At 67.7% G+C, this 21,855-nt stretch carries 22 protein-coding genes; 4 read left to right on the top strand and 18 right to left on the bottom strand.

The window, feature by feature from the left end; all coding sequences use genetic code 11:
• Positions 1-28: 28 nt before the first annotated feature.
• The 6 genes from JNB_RS15115 to JNB_RS15090 all read right to left on the bottom strand — a co-directional run bounded on the left by JNB_RS15115 (position 29) and on the right by JNB_RS15090 (position 5,977).
• Complete coding sequence (locus tag JNB_RS15115) at positions 29-973, bottom strand: sugar kinase (RefSeq protein WP_009777377.1); 945 nt, start codon at positions 971-973, stop codon at positions 29-31.
• The gene (locus JNB_RS15110) at positions 970-1,614 is read right to left on the bottom strand and encodes a bifunctional 4-hydroxy-2-oxoglutarate aldolase/2-dehydro-3-deoxy-phosphogluconate aldolase (protein ID WP_040884985.1); all 645 of its coding nucleotides are present in this window, start codon (positions 1,612-1,614) and stop codon (positions 970-972) included. Before JNB_RS15110 ends, JNB_RS15115 begins: the two co-directional genes overlap by 4 nt.
• Positions 1,614-2,765 (bottom strand): galactonate dehydratase, encoded by a 1,152-nt coding sequence (dgoD, locus tag JNB_RS15105; protein WP_009777375.1) that lies wholly within the window; start codon positions 2,763-2,765, stop codon positions 1,614-1,616. Before dgoD ends, JNB_RS15110 begins: the two co-directional genes overlap by 1 nt.
• Positions 2,766-2,771: 6 nt before the next feature.
• Positions 2,772-3,587, bottom strand: a complete 816-nt coding sequence (locus tag JNB_RS15100; RefSeq protein WP_009777374.1) for a carbohydrate ABC transporter permease — start codon at positions 3,585-3,587, stop codon at positions 2,772-2,774.
• Positions 3,587-4,504, bottom strand: a complete 918-nt coding sequence (locus tag JNB_RS15095) for a carbohydrate ABC transporter permease (RefSeq protein ID WP_050766630.1) — start codon at positions 4,502-4,504, stop codon at positions 3,587-3,589. Before JNB_RS15095 ends, JNB_RS15100 begins: the two co-directional genes overlap by 1 nt.
• 120 nt (positions 4,505-4,624) lie before the next feature.
• Positions 4,625-5,977 (bottom strand): sugar ABC transporter substrate-binding protein, encoded by a 1,353-nt coding sequence (locus tag JNB_RS15090; RefSeq protein ID WP_009777372.1) that lies wholly within the window; start codon positions 5,975-5,977, stop codon positions 4,625-4,627.
• A gap of 81 nt (positions 5,978-6,058) precedes the next feature.
• On the opposite strand from JNB_RS15090, the gene JNB_RS15085 reads away from it, so the two are divergent.
• Positions 6,059-6,808, top strand: coding sequence for a FadR/GntR family transcriptional regulator (locus tag JNB_RS15085; protein ID WP_009777371.1), 750 nt, complete (start codon positions 6,059-6,061; stop codon positions 6,806-6,808).
• 111 nt (positions 6,809-6,919) lie between these two features.
• On the opposite strand, the gene JNB_RS15080 is transcribed toward JNB_RS15085, so the two are convergent.
• The 10 genes from JNB_RS15080 to JNB_RS15035 all read right to left on the bottom strand — a co-directional run bounded on the left by JNB_RS15080 (position 6,920) and on the right by JNB_RS15035 (position 17,550).
• Positions 6,920-8,026, bottom strand: a complete 1,107-nt coding sequence (locus tag JNB_RS15080; RefSeq protein WP_009777370.1) for a sugar-binding protein — start codon at positions 8,024-8,026, stop codon at positions 6,920-6,922.
• A 74-nt stretch (positions 8,027-8,100) separates the two neighbouring features.
• Positions 8,101-9,393, bottom strand: coding sequence for a multiple monosaccharide ABC transporter permease (mmsB, locus tag JNB_RS15075; RefSeq protein ID WP_009777369.1), 1,293 nt, complete (start codon positions 9,391-9,393; stop codon positions 8,101-8,103).
• Positions 9,390-10,922, bottom strand: a complete 1,533-nt coding sequence (gene mmsA / locus JNB_RS15070; RefSeq protein ID WP_050766722.1) for a multiple monosaccharide ABC transporter ATP-binding protein — start codon at positions 10,920-10,922, stop codon at positions 9,390-9,392. Before mmsA ends, mmsB begins: the two co-directional genes overlap by 4 nt.
• Before the next feature lie 293 nt (positions 10,923-11,215).
• On the bottom strand, positions 11,216-11,482 hold the full coding sequence (locus JNB_RS15065) for a hypothetical protein (protein ID WP_009777367.1): 267 nt from the start codon (positions 11,480-11,482) through the stop codon (positions 11,216-11,218).
• An 18-nt stretch (positions 11,483-11,500) separates the two neighbouring features.
• Complete coding sequence (locus JNB_RS15060) at positions 11,501-12,262, bottom strand: GntR family transcriptional regulator (RefSeq protein WP_009777366.1); 762 nt, start codon at positions 12,260-12,262, stop codon at positions 11,501-11,503.
• Positions 12,263-12,305: 43 nt separating this feature from the next.
• Positions 12,306-12,764 (bottom strand): heat shock protein transcriptional repressor HspR, encoded by a 459-nt coding sequence (locus tag JNB_RS15055; RefSeq protein ID WP_009777365.1) that lies wholly within the window; start codon positions 12,762-12,764, stop codon positions 12,306-12,308.
• A 2-nt stretch (positions 12,765-12,766) separates the two neighbouring features.
• A complete protein-coding gene (locus tag JNB_RS15050) occupies positions 12,767-13,813 on the bottom strand; it encodes a DnaJ C-terminal domain-containing protein (RefSeq protein WP_009777364.1) in 1,047 nt (348 codons plus the stop codon).
• A 37-nt stretch (positions 13,814-13,850) separates the two neighbouring features.
• Positions 13,851-14,498, bottom strand: coding sequence for a nucleotide exchange factor GrpE (gene grpE, locus JNB_RS15045; protein ID WP_009777363.1), 648 nt, complete (start codon positions 14,496-14,498; stop codon positions 13,851-13,853).
• A gap of 11 nt (positions 14,499-14,509) precedes the next feature.
• Positions 14,510-16,420 carry a molecular chaperone DnaK gene (dnaK, locus tag JNB_RS15040; RefSeq protein WP_009777362.1) on the bottom strand — a complete coding sequence of 637 codons (1,911 nt, stop codon included), beginning with the start codon at positions 16,418-16,420 and terminating at the stop codon, positions 14,510-14,512.
• Positions 16,421-16,686: 266 nt separating this feature from the next.
• A complete protein-coding gene (locus JNB_RS15035; protein WP_009777361.1) occupies positions 16,687-17,550 on the bottom strand; it encodes a helix-turn-helix transcriptional regulator in 864 nt (287 codons plus the stop codon).
• Positions 17,551-17,653: 103 nt separating this feature from the next.
• On the opposite strand from JNB_RS15035, the gene JNB_RS15030 reads away from it, so the two are divergent.
• The gene (locus JNB_RS15030; RefSeq protein WP_148232452.1) at positions 17,654-19,123 is read left to right on the top strand and encodes an MFS transporter; all 1,470 of its coding nucleotides are present in this window, start codon (positions 17,654-17,656) and stop codon (positions 19,121-19,123) included.
• A gap of 26 nt (positions 19,124-19,149) precedes the next feature.
• Here JNB_RS15030 and JNB_RS15025 read toward each other — a convergent pair whose 3' ends face one another.
• Positions 19,150-19,857: a class F sortase gene (locus JNB_RS15025; RefSeq protein ID WP_009777359.1), complete on the bottom strand. Its 708-nt coding sequence runs from the start codon at positions 19,855-19,857 to the stop codon at positions 19,150-19,152.
• Entirely contained in the window at positions 19,857-20,627 is a 771-nt protein-coding gene (locus tag JNB_RS15020; protein ID WP_009777358.1) for a CHRD domain-containing protein, read from the bottom strand. Before JNB_RS15020 ends, JNB_RS15025 begins: the two co-directional genes overlap by 1 nt.
• 211 nt (positions 20,628-20,838) lie before the next feature.
• Between JNB_RS15020 and JNB_RS15015 the strand changes: the two genes are divergently transcribed.
• Entirely contained in the window at positions 20,839-21,279 is a 441-nt protein-coding gene (locus JNB_RS15015) for a cupredoxin domain-containing protein (RefSeq protein ID WP_009777357.1), read from the top strand.
• On the top strand, positions 21,276-21,716 hold the full coding sequence (locus JNB_RS15010) for a hypothetical protein (protein WP_009777356.1): 441 nt from the start codon (positions 21,276-21,278) through the stop codon (positions 21,714-21,716). The genes JNB_RS15015 and JNB_RS15010 overlap by 4 nt, the downstream gene beginning before the upstream one ends.
• Positions 21,717-21,855 lie beyond the last annotated feature (139 nt).

Raw genomic sequence — 21,855 nt, 5'->3', positions numbered from 1 at the left:
ATTCAGCGGCGTATGCCGGGTGCGTGGGTCAGCGGATCGTCTCGCCGGGGCGGTGCGTCGCAAGGTCGACCAGGTCGTGGCGACGCGGGAGCCCCTGCCAGTCCCCGAAGGTGCTCACGGCCCAGGCCCCCAGCTGGACCGCCCGGTCGAGCCGGCCCACGGGATCGAGCCCGTCGAGGTGGCCGCTGATCAGGCCGGCGCAGAACGCGTCACCGGCCCCGACCGTGTCGATCGCCGTGACGGCCCGGGCGGCTGCGTCCACCCGTCCGTCGGACGTGAGCAGGGAGGCGCCGTCGGAGCCGCGCTTGATGGCGACCTGCTCGACGCGCCCGCCCAGGAGGGAGGCCACGGCTTCGTCCTCAGGGCCGGGGGCCACGAGGTCGAGCTCGTCCTCACTGGCGATGAGGAGGGACACGTGAGGGAGCAAGGGGCGCAGGGTGGCCGTCGCGTCGCCCCTGGCCCAGAGCCGGGCGCGGTGGTTGACGTCGAGGGAGACGAAAGCGCCCGCGGCAGAGGCGCGTTCGACGGCGGCCTGCACGGTGGCGGCTGCCGATGCAGAGATCGCCGTGGTGATGCCCGTGACGTGGAGGGAGCGGACGTCCTCGAAGGCGATCGGATCAAGGTCCTCCGGTGACAGCCGCGAGCCGGCTGAACCAGCGCGGTGGTACTCGACGCGCGTGAGATCAGCGGTGCGCTGCTCGAGGAGCATGAGTCCCGTGGGGGCGGTGCCGTCGACGACGACCCGGTCGACCTCCACACCCTCGCCGCGCAGGGTTCGCACGATCTCACCACCGAAGGCGTCGTCGCCGACCCGGCCGAGCCACTGCACCGAGTGCCCGAGGCGGGCCAACCCGATGGCAACGTTGGACTCTGCTCCCGCCAGTCCCGGGGTGATGGCGGCACCGAACGCGAGTGGGCCCGGTGAGCGGAACGAGACGAGGGCTTCGCCGATGGTGAGGACGTCCACGGTCACGACGACTCCCCCGCATCCCCCGCCCACGAGGCGAAGGCCCGGGCGCGGTGGCGCAGCGCGTCGAGCGACCCCCCGTTGGCGGCGTCCCCGACGAGCGGTCCACCCACACCGGCACCGATGGCGCCGGCCGTGAGGTAGGCCCGGGCCTCGGAGATGCCGACACCGCCAACGGCCATGAAGGGAATCTGCGGGAAGGGGTCCCGCAGGGCCTTGAGGTAGGCAGGGCCGCCGGTCGAGGCCGGGAAGAGCTTGATGAGCTCCGCGCCCGCCGTGAACGCCAGATAGGCCTCGCTTGCCGTGAATGCCCCTGCAGCACAGGGCATCCCGCGTCGCGCGGCCTCGGCGACCGAGGGCGTCACGGCTGGGGTGACGACGAACTCGGCGCCAGCGCTCTGGGCCGCGGCAACGTCATCCTCGGTGAGCACGGTCCCGGCCCCGACGAAGGACCCCTCTGGGGTCAGGGCGCGAAGGGCCTCGATCGTGGCCAGTGCCCCCGGCGTCGTGAGGGTGATCTCGACGAGGCGAATCCCCTCCTCGATCAGCACCCGGCCGGTGTCGAGCGCAGCCTCCTGCGATGTGCCGCGAATGATGGCCATGATGCGGTGGGCCCGCACGAGCGCAGGCAGCTGTCCGGGTTGCATCACCACTCCGCGAACGTGCCGTCGGGCTGACGCCACACCGGGCCGCGCCACGCGTGACCCGCCTTGTCTGCGGCACGCACGGCGGCCTCGTCGATCTCGATGCCGAGCCCGGGACCCGTGAGCCGAGCGATGTGGCCGTCGACGAACTCCAGCGGTTTGGTGTCCACGAGGTAGTCGAGGACGTCCGCTGTCTGGTTGTAGTGGATGCCGATGCTCTGCTCCTGGATGAGGTGGTTCGACGTCGCGAAGGCCACCTGCAGGGAGGACGCGAGGGCGAGTGGCCCCAGCGGGCAGTGCGGCGCCAGGGCCGCGTCGAAGGTCTCGGCGAGCGAGGCGATCTTGCGGACCTCGGTGATCCCGCCAGCGTGTGAGAGGTCAGGCTGGACCACGGCCACCCCGGCCTGGAGCACGGGAAGGAACTCCTGGCGGCCGTAGAGCCGCTCCCCCGTCGACACCGGAGTCGTCGTCGAGCGGACGAACTCACCGATGAGGTGCGAGTTCTCCGGGGTCACCGGCTCCTCGAGGAACATCGGTCGGTAGGGCTCGAGCAGAGGTGCGACCCGGCGTGCGTTGGCGAGGGTGAAGCGGCCGTGGAAGTCCACGGCCACGTCGCCGTGGTCTCCGAGCACCTCACGAGCGGCAGCGACACGAGCGACGACACCGTCGATCTCGGCCACCGTCCCCAGTGGGGACATGCGTCCGCTCGCGTTCATCTTCACGGCCGTGAGGCCAGCCGCCATCTGCTCGGCGATGTGGTCACGGACCTCGTTGGGCTCGTCGCCCCCGACCCAGCCGTACACCCGCACCCGGTCACGCACGGCCCCGCCGAGCAGCTGGTGCACGGGAACGGCATACCTCTTGCCCTTGATGTCCCAGAGCGCCTGGTCAATACCGGAGACGGCACTGCCCAGGATCGGGCCGCCGCGATAGAACGACCCCTTGGTCATGACCGCCCAGTGGTCCTCGATCCGTTCCGGATCGCCACCGATGACCATCTCGGCGAGCTGCTCCACTGCGGTGCGCACGGTCTCGGACCGGCCCTCGCACGTGGCCTCGCCCCAGCCGACGATCCCGTCAGAGGTCTCGATCCGCACGAAGAGCCACCGGGGTGCGACGAGGAAGGTCTCGACCCGCTCGATCGTGGATGCCATCCGCGATCAGCCCTTGGTCGCACCGGCGGTGAGGCCGGAGACGACGTACTTCTGGGCGAGGAGGGCGATGACCATGATCGGCACCGTGACGACGGTCGCGGCGGCCATGAGGCCACCCCAGTCGATCGCGGCATACCCGACGAAGTCGAAGATCGCGACCGGCAGGGTCTTCGTCTTGGCACCCGAGAGCACCAGCGCGAACATGAAGTTGTTCCACGAGAAGATGAAGGCCAGGATCCCGGCCGTCGCGATCCCGGGCGTCGACAGTGGCAGGGTGATCAGGCGGAACGCGCCGATCGGGGTCAGTCCGTCGACCTGGCCCGACTCCTCCAGCTCGAGCGGCATGCCGTCGAAGAACCCCATCATGATGTAGACGACGAGCGGCAGCGACACGAACATGTGGCTGAGGACGAGGACCGTGAAGCCGCCGACGAGCTTGAGGTTGCTGAAGACGTAGAACCACGGCACGAGGAGCGAGACGCCGGGGATGACTCGGGCCATGAGGACGACGAGAGCCGAGCGCTTCATCGCGAACCGGCTCATGGAGTAGGCAGCCGGGACGCCGAGCAGGAGCGACAGCACGGTCGAGGCGAACGCAACCCAGAGGCTGTTGATGATGAAGGTGACGTAGTTGGCCTGGTCGAGGACGGTCTTGTAGTTCTCGACGGTGGGCGAGAAGAGCAACGCCTTGCTCGTGTCGTAGATGTCGACGTTCGTCTTGAGTGACGCCGCCACCATCCAGATGAGGGGCAGGAGGAGCCCGATGACGACGAGGACCAGGGCGGCGATCCGAAAGACCTTGTATGCAGATCCGCTGCGCATCAGTAGTCCGCCTTCCGACGTGAGGTGAGGACCCACATGGAGCCGATGATGAGGAGGAAGAAGATGATGAGGACCGTTGAGCTCGTGCCGTACTCGTTGTAGTCGAAGCTCAGGCCGTAGGCGTAGACGTTGAGCGTCTCGACCTCGTGGTAGCTGCCACCGCCCTTGCCCTTGGTGGCATAGAGGATGTCGAAGGTCTTGAGCGCGTCGATGCCGCGGAGCAGGATCGCGACGATCACCGTCGACTTCAGCAGCGGGAGCGTGATGTAGCGGAAGCGCTGCCAGCCGTTGGCACCGTCGATGAGGGCGGCCTCCTGCGGCTCGTCCGAGAGGGACGTCAGGCCGGCGAGGAGGATGAGCACCACCATCGGGGTCCACTGCCAGATGTCGATGAACATCGTCGTCCACAGGGCCGAGTTCTCACCGGCCAGCCACGGCTGCGCGGGGATCCCGACCCAGCCGAGGGCCTGGTTGGCCAGGCCGATGTTGGGGTCGAAGATCAGCCGCCACATCATGCCGACGGCGACCGGGGTTGCGACGAGGGGCATGAGGATCGCGACCCTCACCCACTTCTCTCCCCTGAACGGACGCCACAGGAGCAGAGCGATGGCCATGCCGAGGACGACCTCGACGAGGAGCACGACACCCGTGAACTGCACGGTGCGCCACACCGCGGGCCAGAAACGCGCGGTGTCGGTGAGCACGTCGAGGTAGTTCTGAGCCCCGACGAACTCCTTTTCCGCGCGCACCGACCCTTCGGCGTCGGTGAGGCTGAGAAAGAGGGTCCAGGCAACCGGGAAGATGATGAGCACGGCGACGAACGCCATGGCAGGAGAGGCAAAGAGCCACTTGCGGTGATTGTTCGCCCAGCGCGAGAACCCTGAGGTTCCCGTCACGGGGAGCGCGTCAGCTGACATGGATGGTTCACCTTCGCTGCTGTGGGTGTCGGGTGGATCTGGCCCGGGTCCTGGTGCCGAGTGCACTGCGGCGCTCGGCACCAGGTCCCGCGGGTCGTGACGAGGGCTTGAGTCAGCCCGTCACTTCGCTTCGTCGTCGAGCAGGGCCTGGAAGGCCTTGGCAGCCTCGTCCGCTGCTGCGCCCGAGTCCTTGCCGGTGATCGCATCGACGATCGGGAGTCCGACGAGCTCGCGAGCCTCGGGGACCTTGACGACCTGGGGTCGGTCGAAACCGACACCGTTCTTGGCGCCGGCGGTGGACGCCTCGACGAGGTCCTTCGGGTAGGTCGACGTCGCGTCCGCGTCACTCGAGACCGAGGTGCGTGCGCCGGGAACGCCGGCCTTCTGGTTGGCGAGGGTCTGTTCCTTGGTGGTGGCCCACTCGATGAACTTCCACGCGTTGGCCTTGTTCTCGGAGGCCTCGTTGATGCCCAGCGCCCACGACGGGACGTTGTAGGGCTTGGAGCCGGCGGGGCCCTCCGGGAAGGGAGCGAAGCCGACCGTCTCGGAAACCTTGGACTTGGCCGGGTCGGTGGCGTTCTTGTAGAGCGAGCTCGCCTCGGTGTAGAAGGCGGCCTGGCCCTGGGTGAAGATCGCCATGGCCTCGGGCCAGCTCATGTCCGTGCTGACGTTCTTGGGGCCGTGGTCGTGGAGGAGCCCGCCGTAGTACGCGTACGCCTGCTTGGCCTCGGCCGAGTTGACCGACGCCTTGCCACTCTCGTCGACCCAGTTGCCGCCGAAGCTGTAGAGGTAGCTCGAGAACTGCGTGACGGCCGCGGACTTTCCGGTGCGAGCGACGAACCCGGCGACGCCGGGGTTGGCAGCCTGCACCTTGGCGGCCGCCTCCTTGAGCTCGTCGAGCGTCTTGGGAGGCGCGGAGTAGCCGGCCTTCGCCAGGAGGTCCTTGCGGTAGTAGAGGACCTCGGTCTCGGTGATGAGCGGCACGCCCACGACCTTGTCGTCATAGGTGGCGGCCTCGACCGGTCCCGGCTGGAAGTCGCCCCAGTTCCAGTCCGTGGCGCCCTTGACGTCCTCCGTGAGGTCGGACAGGTAGCCGTTCTTGCCGAAGAGCTTGCCCTCCTGCAGAGGGCGGTACATCATCACGTCGAGGTCGCTCGTGCCTGCGTTGAGCTTGACGTTGTACTGGTCCGAGAGCTGGTCCTCGCCGAGCTGGGTGAGCTCGACCTTGAGTCCCGTGGACTTCTCGAACTCGGGCAGGGCGGCCTTGAGGTTCTCGGTCCACACGTGGTTGGCGAGAGTGACCTGGATGGTCTTGGAACCGGTGCCTTCATCATCGCCGCCGCCGCCGCAGGCCGACAGGCTGAGTGCCGCGGCGAGGGCGAGAGCGGATCCGGCTGCTGTGCGTCGCAACACGTCGATCTCCTTGAGTGTCGAGGCCGCCCCGTCGTTGGAGCCGTCGCCGCGTCGGACCACTACGTCCGTCTAATCAGGGGATGTTAGATCTATAAGTATGACTTGAGCAAGACCTTGACCAGAATGCGTATGCTTTGACGCATGGCCGCTGCCCCCCGACCCGTCGACCAGGTCACCGGTCTGCACGGGCGCCTCGTCGAGAGTCTTGGACTGGCCATCTGTGGCGGGACCCTTGCGCCCCGGACCGTCCTGTTCATCGACGACCTCGTGTCCGAGCACGCCGTCTCACGCTCCGTGGTGCGCGAAGCCCTGCGAGTCCTGTCCTCCATGGGTCTGGTCGCATCCCGACGCAAGGTCGGCACCGTCGTCCTCGATGCCGGCTCCTGGAACGTCTACGACCCGCTGGTCATCCGCTGGCGCCTCGCGACCGACGGGCGTCTCATCCAGCTCAGGTCCATCACCGAGCTCCGCACCGCCGTCGAGCCTCAGGCCGCGCGGTTGGCGGCCGAGCGTGCGCTCCCCCTCGAGGCGAGCGGCCTCGTCACCCTCGCCGGCCAGCTCTGGGCCGCCGGTCAGGACGGACGGATGGATGACTTCCTCGCGCTCGACATCGAGTTCCACCGACGCGTCCTCGCCGCCTCGGGCAACGAGATGTTCGAGCACCTGCACCGTCAGGTGGCCGAGGTCCTCACGGGTCGGCACGCCTACGGCCTCATGCCCCACCACCCCCATGTCGATGCCCTCCAGCTCCATACCGACGTCGCCTCCTCGATCCAGCGGGGTGACGGCGACATGGCCCATGCCGCGATGGTCGCGATCATGAGCCGCACCATGGGCGAGACCAAACAACTCTGGGCCGAGCAGACACAGGCACCCAAGACGCGGGGATGAGCGGGCGGCATACGCCGCTGTGCCGTTTCACCACGCCACGCAGACGTGCCTCGACCCCGCCACCGGGAGGGGGTGACGGGGTCGAGTGCGTGTGGACCTGCCGCTGTCAGCTCAGTTGGTGAGCTTGGACAGGGTCGGGTCGTTGGCGTACTCCTCCTTGGCGTTCGCCTTCGTGACGATGTGCGGCGCCAGCAGGTTGGCCGGGACGACCTTCACGGTGTTGTTGTAGGACTTGTCGTCGTTGACGGTCGGCTTCTCGCCCTTCTGGAGGGCCTGGACCATCTTGATCGTCTCGGCGACGAGAGCGCGGGTGTCCTTGTTGATCGTGGAGTACTGCTCGCCAGCCATGATCGACTTCACCGACTCGACCTCGGAGTCCTGACCGGTGATGACCGGGATCGGCTTGCCAGCAGCCTTGACCGACGTGATGACCGCGCGGGCGAGGGTGTCATTCGGGGAGAGAACGCCATCGAGCGTGGCCGACGAGTAGTTCGCGGAGAGGAGGGTGTCGGCGCGCTTCTGCGCGTTCTCGGCCTTCCAGCCCTGGGTGACGGCCTGGGTGAACTGCGTCTGACCGGAGACGACCTTGAGCGTGCCGTCGGTGATCTTCGGCTGGAGGACGCTCATCGCGCCGTCGAAGAAGACCTTGGCGTTGGCGTCGTCGGGCGAACCGGCGAAGAGCTCGATGTTGTAGGGACCGGCCGGCTTCTTGGCGGCCATGCCCTCGAGGAGCGCGTTGCCCTGCAGCACACCGACCTTGAAGTTGTCGTAGGCGACGTAGTAGTCAACAGCGGCCGTGTTGAGCAGCAGGCGGTCGTAGGCGATGACCGTGGCGCCGGAGTCCTTGGCTGCCTTGACCTGGGTGCCGAGCTGCGCACCGTCGATGGCGCCGACGACGACGACCTTGGCGCCCTTGGTGACCATGGACTGGAGCTGGTTCTGCTGCTCGCCGACACCGCCGTTGGCGAACTGCACGTCGGCCTTGAAGCCGGCTGCGGCGAGGCCGTCCTTGAACAGGCTCTCGGCGAGGACCCAGTTCTCGGAGGTCTTCTGGGGGAGGGAAACACCGATCAGCGAGTCGGCAGCGAAGCCACCGGTCGCGCCGGTGGCACCGCCGCTCGACGTGGCGGCGGGGGTGTCCTCGTCAGCCCGACCGCAACCGGTCAGCGCGAGAGCTGCGACGGCGGAAACCGCCATCAACTTGGTGAGGGAGCGCATGTCGTCTCTTTCTTTCGTATGCCGTGACGGACCCGGGGCGGAAACGTCACCTGTGGTGCGTATTGAGTTGTGGGTCAGGGCTGCTCGTTGAGCGTGGGTCCGGTCTCCGCCGTGACGGAGTTGGTGGGCGCCACCGTCGCGTCGGCCTGATCGGTCTTGCGACCGCCGAAGTTCTGCATCATGAGGCCGATGAGGGAGCGCCGACCCTGGGACTTGTTGTAGACGTCGAAGGCGACGGCCGCGAGCAGGACGAGGCCCTTGATGATCTGGGTCCAGTCGGCGCCGATGCCCATGAGCTGGAGGCCGTTGTTGAGGACGGCCATGACGAGACCACCGATGACGGCTCCGACCACGGTGCCGACGCCGCCCGTGACGGCTGCACCACCGATGAAGACGGCGGCGATGGCCTCGAGCTCCCAGCCGACACCGTCGAACGGACCGGACGCGTTGGAGCGGGCGACGAACATCATTCCGGCGAGTGCCGCGAGGACCGACATGTTCATCATCACGAAGAAGTTGACCCGCTTGGAGCGCACACCCGAGAGCTCGGCGGCGTGGCGGTTGCCGCCGACGGCGTAGACATGGCGGCCGATGATCGTGCGCGTCGAGATGAAGCCGTAGATCAGGACGAGCCCGCCAAGGATGAGGGCCGAGATCGGGAGCGAGGTCCCCCGGCGACCGGAGGCCATGAGGAAGGCGACGGCCAGGATGGCGACGCAGATCAGGAGGAGACGGATCGCCATCACCGTGACGTCCTCGAGCACGGCGCCGATCTTGGCCTGGTTGCGGCGGTTCCACAGGGTGCCGCCGACGATCGCTGCGCAGACGAGCAGACCGATGATGATCGTCAGGTTGTTGTAGCCGGTGTTGGGCCCGACCTCAGGGAGGTAGCCGGCTCCGATCTTCTGGAAGCCCTCGCCGACCGGGACGGTGTTGGACTGGCCGACCCACTGGTTGGCGCCTCGGAAGATGAGCATGCCCGCGAGCGTCACGATGAACGCCGGGATGCCGACGACGGCAACCCAGAAGCCCTGCCATGCACCGGCGAGTGCACCGATGCCGAGGCCGAGCAGGATGCCGAGCCACCAGGGGATGCCCCAGTCGCGCATGGCGATGGCGACGCAGATGCCCGCGAACGCGGCGATCGACCCGACGGACAGGTCGATGTGACCCGCGATGATCACGAGGACCATCCCGATCGCCATGACGAGGATGTAGCTGTTGCCCTGGAAGATGTTGATGACGTTGCCGGGGTCGAGGGTCAGCCCGCCCGTCTTCCACTGGAAGAACACGATGAGGGCGACCAGGGCAAAGATCATCCCGAACTGGCGGGTGTCGCCTCCGAAGATCTCCTTGAGCTTGTTCATGCAGCGTCCTTCGGGGTGGAGGTGTGCGAGGTCTTTGTCATGAGGCGCATGAGGGACTCCTGGTCCGCCGCGCCCTTGTCGAGGACACCAGTGATCCGGCCCTCGCTGATCGTGTAGATCCGGTCGCTCAGACCGAGCAGCTCGGGCAGCTCGGAGCTGACCACGATGACGCCCTTGCCCTCGCTCGCGAGGCGCTGGATGATCCCGTAGATCTCGAACTTGGCGCCGACGTCGATGCCACGGGTGGGTTCATCGAGGATGAGCAGGTCCGGGTCGGTGAACAGCCACTTGGCCAGGACGACCTTCTGCTGGTTGCCGCCCGAGAGCTTGGCCACGCCGTAGTCCACCGACGGGGTCTTGGTGCGCAGCGCCTTGCGGTAGTCATCAGCCGCGGAGTGCTCGGCACGCCGGTCGATGACGAAGTTGTGCGAGATCTTCTTGAGCTTGGCCGAGACCGTCGTGGTCTTGATGTCGTCCAGAAGATTGAGCCCCAGGCTCTTGCGGTCCTCGGTGAGGTAGCCGATCCCCGCGTCGATGGCGGCCGGGACGCTGCGCAGGTCGACCCGCTTGCCGTTGAGCGTCATCTCACCACTCACCCACGTGCCGTAGGAGTGACCGAAGATCGAGCGCATCAGCTCGGTGCGGCCCGAACCCATGAGCCCGGCGAAGCCGACGATCTCACCGCGGCGCACGAAGAACTCGGACTGCTTGGCGACCAGTCGGTCGGCCACCTGGGGGTGGGCAACGGTCCAGTTCTTGATCTCGAACATGACCTCGCCGATCTCCGGCGTGTGGTCGGGGAAGCGCGACTCGAGCGAGCGTCCGACCATGCCGCGGATGATGCGGTCCTCGTCGACGGCGCCTTCGCGGACGTCGAGGGTCTCCACCGTCTCGCCGTCGCGGATGATCGTGATCGCGTTGGAGATGGCTTCGATCTCGTTGAGCTTGTGGCTGATCATGATCGAGGTGATGCCCTTGCCCTGCAGCCCACGGATGAGGTCGAGCAGGTGGCGCGAGTCCTCCTCGTTGAGCGCCGCCGTGGGCTCGTCGAGGATGAGCAGCTGGACGTCCTTGGCGAGAGCCTTGGCGATCTCGACGAGCTGCTGCTTGCCGACGCCGATGTTCTTGATCGGCGTCTCGGGATCCTCCGCGAGGCCGACACGGGCCAGGAGGTCACGGGCGCGGTTGTTGGTCTTGACCCAGTCGATGGCGCCGCGCTTGGTCTCCTCGTTGCCGAGGAAGATGTTCTCGGCGATGGAGAGCTCGGGGATGAGCGCCAGTTCCTGGTGGATGATCACGATGCCGGCGTGCTCGGAGTCGCGGATGTTGTTGAAGGTCACCTCGGCTCCGTTGAAGCGGATCGTGCCGTCATAGGTGCCACTCGGGTGGACGCCGGACAGGACCTTCATCAAGGTCGACTTGCCCGCGCCGTTCTCACCGCAGATCGCGTGGACGTCACCGCGGCGCACCGTCAGGGTGACGTCGGAGAGGGCCTTCACACCAGGAAAAGTCTTGGTGATGCCCGTCATCTCCAGGATGGGTGCCGAACCGGCCACATCGTCTCCTCATCGAGTCACTCACCGAGGACCTCGCTGGCCTCGGTGAGCCGATGCTAGACCCGTCACCTGTCCTTGACGTCCACCTTGGCGGCGGGACGCCCGTCCTTGTCCGGCGGACAAGGACAATCGGACATTTTCGGGAGCTGGACCTCCAGATCGTGGGATCCACCACATGACACGGCAGGCCGACCCGACAGCCGAACCGGTCAGAGCGAGTCGCCGCGGACGTCCGCCCCGCCAGTCGTGGCCCCGCGTTGTCCGGTTCAGGCGTTCGGCTCGGGGTCGTACCAGCCGTGATGCTCCTCCGCGAGGGCCCTGAAGCGGTCACGCAAGCCGCTCTCCACCGGGCCCGATTCGTCGGTGACCGCGTCCTCGCGCACGTGGACGCCCCACTCGTGGTCCTCGGCGTCGTCCTCACCCGCAAGGGCCACACGCAGGACCCGAACCTCGCTGAAGCCCTCGTCAGCGAGGTCGGCGGCGATCTCCTGCGCCACGTCGCGGTCGGGGAAGAGGAGTAGGTGCTCTGTCATGAATCGTGAGTATGCCGCTCAGCGGGCTTCCGGTGCAGCCGTCAGTCGTCCATCCGGTCCGGCAGCGAGCGGGAACCACAACTCGTAGCGATCGGCAGGGAGGACCGCCTCCGCGTACTCGACGGGGACGCCGGCGGCCGTGGCCCGACGGGTGAGCCGCACGATCGGGGCCGCCGACGAGATGGCCAGGTGGTGCTGCTCGGGGGCCGTCGGGAAGCCCACGACCACGCTTTCCTCACCCGCGTCCGGCAGGTGGCCGCGATCGCCGAGCCAGCCATACAAACTGGCCGGCGGCTCGCCCTTGAGCAGCGGACGGGCGAGACTGGCGGGGAGCCAAACGCGTTCCAGCGCAAGGGGATTGCCGTCGCCGAGGCGGAGTCGGTCCAGCCGCACGGCCGCAGCCCCGGCCCTCAGACGCAGGTGGGCCCGCACCGCCTCGGGTGGAGCATCGTCAAGTGACCGCTCGAGGGTTCGCGTCGTGGGGTTGAGCTGGGCCCGCTTGACCTCATCGGCGAACGACCCCAACCTCACCCTCAGGGCGATGGCCGGTGGCCGCACGAAGGTCCCACGCCCCTGCTCGGCACGCAACCTTCCCTCGCGCGTGAGAACGGCAATGGCGCCACGCACGGTCATGCGCGCAACGCCCCACTCTTCGGCGAGCGTCCGCTCGGTCGGGAGCATCGCCCCCGAACCCAGGGTGTCCGCCAGGGTTCGAAGACGCGAGACGACCTGCGACTGCTTGGTCGGACGGCTGTCCTCGACCTCGGGTTGTCCTGCCATGACCGCGACAGTAGCCCGCCTCCCATCACGCAGTGATGAGGACTCAGGGGCGCCAGAGGACGAGCGCCTGCGACGCCGACCCGCCACCGGGGCGGCGGCGTGGGCGCTCTCCCAGGCGGCTGGCGAGAATCTCGCCGCCGGGGCCCACGGAGAAGATCCGCGACCCGCCGGACGCGGCGATGCGCAGCCGCTCGGCCTCGAGGGTCAGCTCGGCGACCCGGGACTGCAGGGCATCGACGTGGTTCTCGAGCTCGAGGATACGAGCGATGCCGGGGAGGCTGATGCCTTCCTCCTGCGAAAGACGCTGCACCTCACGGAGGAGCTCGACGTCGCGCGCCGAGTAGCGGCGACCGCCACCCCTGGTGCGCGACGGAGTGACGAGTCCGATCCGGTCGTACTGACGCAACGTCTGGGCGTGCATGCCCGCGAGTTCGGCCGCGACCGAGATGACGAAGACGGGTGCTTCGTCATCCGGTCGCGGCACGCGCTGGCGCGAGGCCATGGTCAGGCCTTGGCCTTCTCGACGAGCTCGGCCCGCGGGTCGACACCTTCGGCCTCGGCCTGCAGGACCTCAATGGCTTCACGAGCCTCGTCGGACAACGCCTCCGGCACGACGACGTGGACCTTGGCGAGCAGGTCGCCGGTCGAGTTCTTGCCCACGACACCGCGACCCTTGACGCGCAGGACGCGACCAGAGGGCGTGCCGGGAGCGATGCGCACCTTGACGTTGTGGCCGTCGAGGGTGGGCACCGCAACAGTCGCACCGAGGGCAGCCTCGGCGAAGGTCACCGGCAGGTCGATCGTCAGGTTGTCACCCTCGCGTCCGAAGACAGGGTGCTTCTCGACGGAGACGGCGAGCATGAGGTCACCCGCCGCAGCACCGGGCTCGCCGGGCTGACCCTTGCCACGCAGACGGATCTTCTGACCGTCCTTGACGCCGGCCGGGATGCGCGCCGTGATGGTGCGCCCCTCAGCAGTGCGCAACGTGACCGTCGAACCCTCGACTGCGTCGCGGAACGGCAGGGTCGTGGAAGCCTGGACATCGGCACCCTTGCGGGGACCGCGAGGGGCGCCGTAACCGGCATACCCCGGTTGTCCACCGCGACCAGCGGCACCGCCGGCCGCGCCACCGAACATCTGCGACAGCAGGTCGTTGATGTCCTCGCCACCACCCCCACCGGGGTAGCCGCCGTAGGACGACCCACCACCGGTGTCGAAGCGCATGCGCGAACCGCCGCCACCGCCGAAGGCGCTGAAGACGTCGTCGAAGCCACCGTTGCCACCCGGACCACCAGCGGTGAAGCGAGCGCCGCCGTGCGCCATCTGGCGGACCGCGTCGTACTCCTCGCGCTGCTTGGGGTCGGACAGCACCGCGTTGGCCTCGCCGATGTCCTTGAACTTCTGCTCGGCGCCCGCATCGCCCGGGTTCTTGTCCGGGTGATGCGTGCGGGCGAGCTTGCGGTAGGCCTTCTTGATCGCGGTCGCGTCAGCGTCCTTCGAGACGCCGAGGATCGCGTAGAAGTCCTTCTCGAACCAGTCCTGACTGGCCATCAGCGCCTTCCCTCAAGAGACGACGATTCACACTGCATCATTCAGGGTCAGCGACGGCCACGCGCGCGGGGCGCAGGACCTGGTCACCGGTCCGGTAGCCGGGCTGGAGCACCTGGACGACGGTGGTGGCCGTCGCGTCGGTCGGCAGCTCCGGGTTGGAGGCATCCCAGGCGGCGTGCATGAGGGCCTCGTGCTGCATCGGGTCGAAGACCTCGCCGACGCCACCGAAGCGGGTCAGCCCGAACTTACCGAGACTGGTCTCGAGCTTGTCGGCGATCGCCGCGAACGGGCCGTCGGTGAGGTCACCGTGGTCGCGCGCGAGCTGGATGTCATCGAGGACCGGCAGCACCGACTCGAGGACGTCGCGCACGGCACGCTCCTGGACACTCGCCCGGTCACGGTCGACGCGACGCTTGTAGTTGACGTACTCCGCGTTGAGCCGCTGGAGGTCGTCGAGCCGCTGGGCCGCGAGTGCCGTGTCGGGGTGCGCGTCGCCGGTCACGCCAGCGTCACCAAGGTCGGTGTCACCCACGTCGATGGCGTCGATCTGGTCCGCCACCGAGGCGGTGGCCCCGGCCTGCGCCGGAGCCACCTCCTCGCCGTCATTGGCCGACTCGGTGTTGATTGCGTCCGAGGACTCCTCATCCACGATCTCGCCGTCGAAGACCTCGTCGTCACCCGGCATACGCGGGTCCGTCACTTCTTGTCCTCTGCGGTGTCGTCGTCCTCGACGACCTCGGCGTCGACGACATCCTCATCAGCGGAGGCGTCGTCGTGTCCCGGGGTGGAGGCGTCAGACGCCTCGCCACCAGGGACGTCACCGGACTCGCCCTGCTCGGCCGCTGCGGCGTACATCGCGGCGCCCATCTTCTGGGACTCCTCGTTGAGGGTGTCGATCTTGGACTGGATGCCCTCGCGGGACGTCTCGGCCTCGGGCTTGAGGGCGTCCTTGAGGGCGACGAGCGCCTCATCGACAGGCTTGCGCGCGTCGTCGCTGAGCTTGTCACCGGACTCGGCGAGGAACTTCTCGGTCGAGAACACGAGCGACTCGGCCTGGTTGCGGGTCTCGGTCTCCTCGCGACGCAGCTTGTCCTCGTCGGCGTGGGCCTCGGCGTCCTTGACCATGCGCTCGATCTCCTCCTTGGACAGCGCGCTGCCGCCCGAGATGGTGATCTTCTGCTCCTTGCCGGTGCCGCGGTCCTTGGCCGTCACGTGGACGATGCCGTTGGCGTCGATGTCGAAGGTGACCTCGACCTGCGGGACGCCACGCGGGGCGGGCGCGATGCCGGAGAGCTCGAACGTGCCGAGCGCCTTGTTCTGCTGCGCGATCTCGCGCTCACCCTGGAAGACCTGGATGAGAACGCTGGGCTGGTTGTCCTCAGCGGTGGAGAACACCTCGGAGCGCTTCGTCGGGATGGCGGTGTTGCGCTCGATGAGCTTGGTGAAGAGCCCACCCTTGGTCTCGATGCCGAGAGAGAGCGGCGTGACGTCGATGAGGAGGACGTCCTTGCGCTCACCCTTGAGGACACCGGCCTGGAGGGCGGCACCGAGGGCAACGACCTCGTCGGGGTTGACGCCCTTGTTGGGAGCCTTGCCACCGGTGAGCTCCGTGACGAGCGCACTCACGGACGGCATGCGGGTCGAGCCACCGACGAGGACCACGTGGTCGATGTCGGCGACGTTGATGCCGGCGTCCTTGATGACGTTCTGGAACGGCTGCTTGGTGCGGTCAAGCAGGTCCTTGGTCATCTGCTCGAACTGGGCGCGGGTCAGCGTCTCGTCGAGGTGGATGGGGCCGTTCTCGCTCATGGAGAGGTACTGCATCGAGATGTTGGTCGAGCTGGCCGAGGAGAGCTCCTTCTTGGCCTGCTCGGCGGCGTCGCGCAGACGCTGCATCGCGATCTTGTCCTTGGCGAGGTCGACGCCGGTGTTGTTCTTCACCGTGGTGAGGAGGTGCTGGACGACGCGGTCGTCCCAGTCGTCCCCACCGAGCTGGTTGTCACCGCTGGTCGCACGGACCTGGATGGTGGCGAAGCCGTCCTCCGGGTCCTTGCCGACCTCGAGGAGGGACACGTCGAACGTGCCACCACCAAGGTCGAAGACGAGGATGAGCTCGTCCTCCTTGCCCTTGTCGAGGCCGTAGGCGAGGGCCGCAGCGGTGGGCTCGTTGACGATGCGCAGGACGTTGAGGCCGGCGATCTCACCGGCTTCCTTGGTGGCCTGACGCTCGGCGTCGTCGAAGTAGGCGGGGACGGTGATGACGGCGTCGGTGACGGGCTCACCGAGGTAGGCCTCCGCGTCGCGCTTGAGCTTCTGGAGCGTGCGCGCGCTGATCTCCTGCGAGTTGTACTTCTTGCCGTCGATGTCCTCGCTCGTCCAGTCGGTGCCGATGTGGCGCTTGACGGAGCGGAGGGTGCGGTCGGCGTTGGTCACGGCCTGGCGCTTCGCGATCTCACCGACGAGGACCTCACCGCCCTTGGTGAACGCGACGACCGACGGGGTGGTGCGTCCACCCTCGGAGTTCGCGATGATCGTGGGCTCGCCGCCCTCGAGGACGGCGACGGCTGAGTTCGTGGTTCCGAGGTCGATTCCGACTGCGCGGGCCATGTGGATCTCCTTGCGTGTTGTGCTGGTTGAGTTGCTTGCACTCAAGTTAGGACGGTGTATGCCGTGTGGCAAATTCAGGTTCCAAAACTTGCGTTCACTCGACTCAACTCTTGGGTTGGCCCCCTTGTTCCCCATCGAACAGTCTCGACACCACCCGAACGGACGCGCCACGGTCCCGATGGACATACACAAGGGCAGCCTCTGGGGCTCGGCCCCGCATGGGCAGGGCAGCTCGACGCCCGTTGTGTAGGTCCGAAGGCACGGGGTCAGCGGGACGCGAGCAGGCGCAGCCCGGCTGACGATGCGCTGCCCGCAGGAGCCGTGTAGGTGAGCAGCCGCTGCCCATTGCCTTCGGGAAGGTGGAGGACCTCGTAGTCGAGGTCGAGGTCGCTGACGTGGGGGTGATGAAAGGCCTTGGTGCCACTCGTGCAGAGCTTCACGGCGTGCTTGGCCCACAACGAGGCGAACTCGGGGCTCTTGAGGCTCAGCTCGCCGATGAGCTCGGCCAAGCGGCGGTCGTCAGGGAACTGCGCTGCGACGAAGCGGATCGACGAGACCGCCAGCGCCGTCTCGGTGGCCCAGTCACGATGCAGCTCGCGGGTGTGGGAGTCCAAGAACAGGAGGCGAATCTGGTTGGGGCGCAGCGTTGCTCGTGCCGGCGCTGCGAAGTCGAGGTGACCCGCGAGGAGCAGGTGGCCGAGCCGGTTCCACGCGAGGATGTCGTTGAACCGACCGAGGAGCAGAGCCGGCGTCTCCGTCATCGAGTGCAGCAGCTGTTGGGCTCCGGCCCTGGCAGCCTCGGGCCTGGTCGCGCGGCGAGGTCTGGCCGGGGCAGGGTGGGCGAGCGCGAGGAGGTGGGCACGCTCGTCGCCGTCGAGCTGCAACGCCCGGGCCAACGCGTCGATCACTGCGTCAGAGGCGTTCTGCGACTGGCCTTGCTCCAACCTGGTCAGGTAGGTCACGGAGACACCGGCGAGCTGAGCCAACTCCTCGCGCCGCAGACCCGGCACCCGTCGCCGGCCGTAGCCGCGCACACCCGCGTCGACCGGCGACAGGGCGTCGCGCCGAGAACGCAGGAACTCCCCCAGCTCGGTGACCGGAGAGCCAGCAGCGCGCAGCGAGGACTCCATGTCGACCAGTGTCCTCGATCGCTCCCGCGCGTGCCTGCTCCTGTCGGGGGTAGGCAAGCCAGAGGTCTGGCTGCCGCGTCCGCAGGCTGTGAACGTGGGCCGCATGAGTCACCCACACCTGTCCGACCGCATCGACCCCCTGCCCGACGAGCGACTGAGCACGCACCAACGCGTCGGCCTCACCGTCCTGCTCACCGCCAACTTCACCCTGGCCGTCGACTTCTCCATCCTCAACGTCGCACTCCCCCACATCGGGGCCGATCTGGGCTTCGCGACCGCCAACCTGCAGTGGATCGTCACCGCCTTCGCCCTGTGCGCAGCGGGGTTCACCCTGTTCTTCGGCCGGGTAGCCGATGTCCTCGGACGCAAGCGTCTGTTCATCGTCGGCATCGCCCTGCTGGGCGCGTCTTCGATGGTCGGCGGCCTGGCCCAGGAATCCGTCCTGCTGCTTGCGGCGCGGGTCGCCCAGGGCACGGCCACCGCCATGGTCACGCCCGCCGCCCTGTCACTCCTGACCTCGATGTTCCCCGAGGGCCGCGCCCGCTCTCGAGCATTGGGCCTCAACGGCGCCCTCATGGCGGCAGGCTTCACGACCGGCGCCGTCCTCGGTGGCCTGCTCACCGGCGTCGTCAGCTGGCGTTGGGCGTTCTTCATCAACGTCCTCATCGCGTTGGTCGTCCTGGTCCTGGCACCCCGGGCGCTCACCGATGTCCGGGCCGATCACCGCCCACGGCTCGACCTGCCGGGTGCCATCACAGTGACCCTTGCCCTCGTATCTCTCGTCCATGGCATCACTACCGCCGGTCAGTCCGGTTGGGCGGCCACCGGGTCGTGGCTGCCGATCACTGGATCGATCGTCCTGTTCGGCTGGTTCTGGAAGATCGAGTCGCGCGTCACCGAACCACTCATCCAGCCAGCCCTTCTTCGACGGAGCAACGTCGCCTGGGGCAACGTCGCGGGACTGCTCGCGTTCGCCATCGAGACCTCGCTCGTCTTCCTCCTCACGCTCTACCTCCAGGACGTCCTTGGCTACACCGCCATCAGCGCAGGACTCAGCCTTGCGGTCCTGGGAGTCGGCACGGTCCTCGGAGGGCTGGCCGCACCTCGAGTCATCGCGCGGGTCGGTTCGAAGAACGCGATCATCGCCGGCTTCCTCCTTCAGGGCGCCGCCACCGCTCCACTGGCCTTCGTGGGAGACAACCGAACCTGGCTCATCCCCCTTCTCGTCGCGACGTTCATCGGTGGCGTGGCGAACCTTGTGGCGATCGTCGGCTACGTCGTGACCGCGACCAATGGCGTCCCCGTGGGGCAGCAGGGTCTGGCCACGGGGCTCATCACGATGAGCCAACAGGTCGGCATCACCCTGGGGACTCCCGTCATGGCGGCCATCGTCGCCAGCCAGGCCGCTACGACGAGCGTCCCCGGCCTACGGCTCGCGATCGGCGTCAACGCGGCCGTCGCCCTCCTCACAGCCGGGCTCGTGGCCGCAGCACTGCGTCCGCGTCAGGTCACCGACACCCAAAAAGGTGTGGATGCCCCCGCACAGGGGCATCCACACATCACGAACTGCTGAACACGCTCGTCAACCGTGGGTCGGCCTCAGCTGACGAGGTGGGCGTAGGCCACCACGTTGTCCGCGTAGTGCCCGGTCTTGGGGTCGATGTCTCCGCCGCACGTGATCAGCCTGAGTTCCGCGCGGCCGCCGGTGTCGGCGTAGACCTCCGACGTCGGGAACTTCGCCTTGGGATAGCGCGCCACGCGATCCACGACGAAGGTGGCGGTGGTGCCGTCCTTGCGGTCGACCATGGCTTTGTCGCCCTTCTTCAGCTTCCCGAGGTTGTAGAAGACCGCTGGGATGCGGCTGCTGTCCACATGGGCGGCAATGACCGCAGGGCCGAACTCACCGGGAGTCGGACCGCCGGCATACCAACCGGCTTGCTGGGCGTTCTTGGGCGCCTCGAGCTCGCCCTTGGCGTCCAGGTTCAGATCGACAAGTCCCTTGGTGGTGACCTTGATGGCGGGAATGCGCAGTGCCACCGGCTCACTGGGCGACATGAGAGCACCAAAGTTGACTGCGGGCGCCGCTGCTTTCGGAGTCGCCGATGGCGCAGTTGGCTCGCCCGGCACAGCGTCCGATGCGGACGGACTCGGTGTCGCGGGCAGCGCCTGGCTGCTGTCGGGCTGCGGTGGCGGGCCGGGAGTGGTGAGTGCCCTCGCCATGATCCCGCCACCGAGCACGAGAAGCACCACGGTGACCACCGCGGCAAGAGCACCGCGGCGGTCACCGAACTTCGTGGAGAGAGACATCAGATGCGGTTGGTCGCCTTGCGGGTGGCGAACGCACCGGTGCCCATGGCGGCGAGGAGGAAGCCGCCACCGAGGGCCAGGCCGAGAGCCTGGTTGTTGTCGGCCGTGCCACCGCCACCGGTCTGGACGCCGCCGGAGGGAGCCGAGGCGAGAACGCCGCAGATGGCCGGGTCCGTGGCCTCGGTCGGAAGCTTCGGGTCGAGGTCGCTCTTGGCGTCGCCGTCGTACTTGCCGTTGTCGTTGTGGTCCACGCCGTGCACGACGACCACGCTCTTGCCGGCGGAGATCGCGGCGGCGACCTCGGAGGAGACGTTGATGCTGCCACGCTCGTAGCTGATCTTGCCGCCCGGAGCGGTGTCGAAGCGGTCGATGGCGAGTCCGCTGTTGGGGGAGGTGTCACCGGTCTTGGTGAGCGACACCACGATGCCGCCGTATGCCGGTCCACCCTCGGTCGTGTTCAGCGTGCCGCCACCATCCTTGTCGTCGGCGGCAGTGGGGCACTCGTGACGTGCCTCCTCCGCGAAGTGGATGTGTGCAGCGTGCGGGCTGTCGGGAAGCAGGCCGGAGGCGGCCATGGTGACGTCGATGCGGTTGCCCGTGACGGTGACCATCGCAGTTCCGCTGGCGTCAACCCCATTGAGGGCCACCGGTCGCAGCTTCGCCATGGTGTTGCCGTCGGACGCGGAGGCGGCCTGTGCCATGCCGGCGCCGAGGGTGAGCAGGAGCGCCGACCCCAGGGTGGCGGTGCCAAGCTTCAATGTGGTTCGCATGCGTGAACTCCCTTGTTGGTGGGCCCAGAGGTGGGCCTGTCGCGTGCTTTGGACAGTCAGGGTTCGACACAGAGCGGCTGACGGATTGGATCCGCTTGGATCTGCGCACAAAGAGGTCCGATCGCGCCCTGTTGAGCAATCCGGAGCGGGTCCCACACCGAATGGCTGAGTGCGGCTCTTGTCTCGGCCGCCTGATCCTGGAGGCATCACCATGACCCGCAAGATCGCACTCCTCATGCTCGCCCCAGCACTGGCTCTGGGCCTGACGGCCTGCGGCTCGTCCGACGACGGCCCCACTGCACCGTCCCCGTCCTCGTCTCCGTCCGCGTCGATGTCGATGTCGGACATGCCCTCACCGTCGTCGTCCCAGACTGCGGCTCCATCCACACCAGCAACGACCGACGCCGAGAAGGCGGTCATCTCGATTGCCGACTTCACCTTCAAGGTGCCCGCCTCGGTCGCGCCCGGCGCCACGATCACGATCATGAACTCCGACTCACAGGCCCACACGGTCACGTCCAAGGAGGGCGGGTTCGACGTCAAGGTGGACCCGAACGGCACGGCCACGCTGACCGCACCGAGCAAGCCCGGGAGCTACCCGTTCGTCTGCACGTTCCACGGGAACATGACCAGCACGCTGGTCGTGAAGTGACCACCGCCTCGACCCGCCCTCGGCACCGCACCACGTCGACCCTGGTGCCGCTGACCCTGCGCGTGGTCGTCGCCCTGTCGCTGTTGGTGGATGCCGCCGTCCACCTGCGGCTGGCGCATGGCTATCAGCAATCTGCACCGAGCGGCATCGGCGCGGGAAACCTGTTCCGGATCCAAGCCGTGCTGGCGCTGGCCGTTGCTGCATGGGTGCTCTTGCGGGGCGGTCGTCCGGCTCTCATCTCCGCCTTCGCCATCGGCCTCAGCGCTCTGGCTGCGGTGGTCCTCTATCGCTATGTCGACATCCCCGCCCTGGGACCACTGCCGGCCATGTACGAGCCGGTGTGGTTCTTCGAGAAGTCGTTGAGCGCCGTCTTCGAGGGGTTGGCGGCTCTCGCCGCACTGGCTGCCCTGACCCTTCGGTCCTCGCGGACCCGGTAAGGCGCCCGTAACCGCGCGAGCCTGTTGCAATGGCCCACCCAGGGCAACACTGGACCGAACGGTCCACTTCTTGTTTGGGTATCTCGGACCGCGAGTCACATCCACTCTCGGCTGACCGCGAGTCGCCGGCCCCACCAAG

Source organism: Janibacter sp. HTCC2649, assembly GCF_000152705.1.
In the GTDB taxonomy this organism is placed as follows: Bacteria; Actinomycetota; Actinomycetes; order Actinomycetales; family Dermatophilaceae; genus Knoellia.
This window is presented reverse-complemented; position numbering and strand designations above follow the sequence as displayed.

Bases quoted from the DNA above. Each gene is read 5' to 3' on its own strand.
- JNB_RS15015 (WP_009777357.1), top strand. From the start codon at position 20,839: ATGACCCGCAAGATCGCACTCCTCATGCTCGCCCCAGCACTGGCTCTG.
- mmsA (WP_050766722.1), bottom strand. From the start codon at position 10,922: ATGACGGGCATCACCAAGACTTTTCCTGGTGTGAAGGCCCTCTCCGAC.
- JNB_RS15030 (WP_148232452.1), top strand. From the start codon at position 17,654: ATGAGTCACCCACACCTGTCCGACCGCATCGACCCCCTGCCCGACGAG.
- dgoD (WP_009777375.1), bottom strand. From the start codon at position 2,765: ATGGCATCCACGATCGAGCGGGTCGAGACCTTCCTCGTCGCACCCCGG.
- dnaK (WP_009777362.1), bottom strand. From the start codon at position 16,420: ATGGCCCGCGCAGTCGGAATCGACCTCGGAACCACGAACTCAGCCGTC.
- JNB_RS15025 (WP_009777359.1), bottom strand. From the start codon at position 19,857: ATGTCTCTCTCCACGAAGTTCGGTGACCGCCGCGGTGCTCTTGCCGCG.
- grpE (WP_009777363.1), bottom strand. From the start codon at position 14,498: ATGCCGGGTGACGACGAGGTCTTCGACGGCGAGATCGTGGATGAGGAG.
- JNB_RS15055 (WP_009777365.1), bottom strand. From the start codon at position 12,764: ATGGCCTCGCGCCAGCGCGTGCCGCGACCGGATGACGAAGCACCCGTC.
- JNB_RS15020 (WP_009777358.1), bottom strand. From the start codon at position 20,627: ATGCGAACCACATTGAAGCTTGGCACCGCCACCCTGGGGTCGGCGCTC.
- JNB_RS15065 (WP_009777367.1), bottom strand. From the start codon at position 11,482: ATGACAGAGCACCTACTCCTCTTCCCCGACCGCGACGTGGCGCAGGAG.
- JNB_RS15060 (WP_009777366.1), bottom strand. From the start codon at position 12,262: ATGGCAGGACAACCCGAGGTCGAGGACAGCCGTCCGACCAAGCAGTCG.
- JNB_RS15035 (WP_009777361.1), bottom strand. From the start codon at position 17,550: ATGGAGTCCTCGCTGCGCGCTGCTGGCTCTCCGGTCACCGAGCTGGGG.
- JNB_RS15095 (WP_050766630.1), bottom strand. From the start codon at position 4,504: ATGTCAGCTGACGCGCTCCCCGTGACGGGAACCTCAGGGTTCTCGCGC.
- JNB_RS15085 (WP_009777371.1), top strand. From the start codon at position 6,059: ATGGCCGCTGCCCCCCGACCCGTCGACCAGGTCACCGGTCTGCACGGG.
- mmsB (WP_009777369.1), bottom strand. From the start codon at position 9,393: ATGAACAAGCTCAAGGAGATCTTCGGAGGCGACACCCGCCAGTTCGGG.
- JNB_RS15080 (WP_009777370.1), bottom strand. From the start codon at position 8,026: ATGCGCTCCCTCACCAAGTTGATGGCGGTTTCCGCCGTCGCAGCTCTC.
- JNB_RS15110 (WP_040884985.1), bottom strand. From the start codon at position 1,614: ATGCAACCCGGACAGCTGCCTGCGCTCGTGCGGGCCCACCGCATCATG.
- JNB_RS15050 (WP_009777364.1), bottom strand. From the start codon at position 13,813: ATGGCCAGTCAGGACTGGTTCGAGAAGGACTTCTACGCGATCCTCGGC.
- JNB_RS15100 (WP_009777374.1), bottom strand. From the start codon at position 3,587: ATGCGCAGCGGATCTGCATACAAGGTCTTTCGGATCGCCGCCCTGGTC.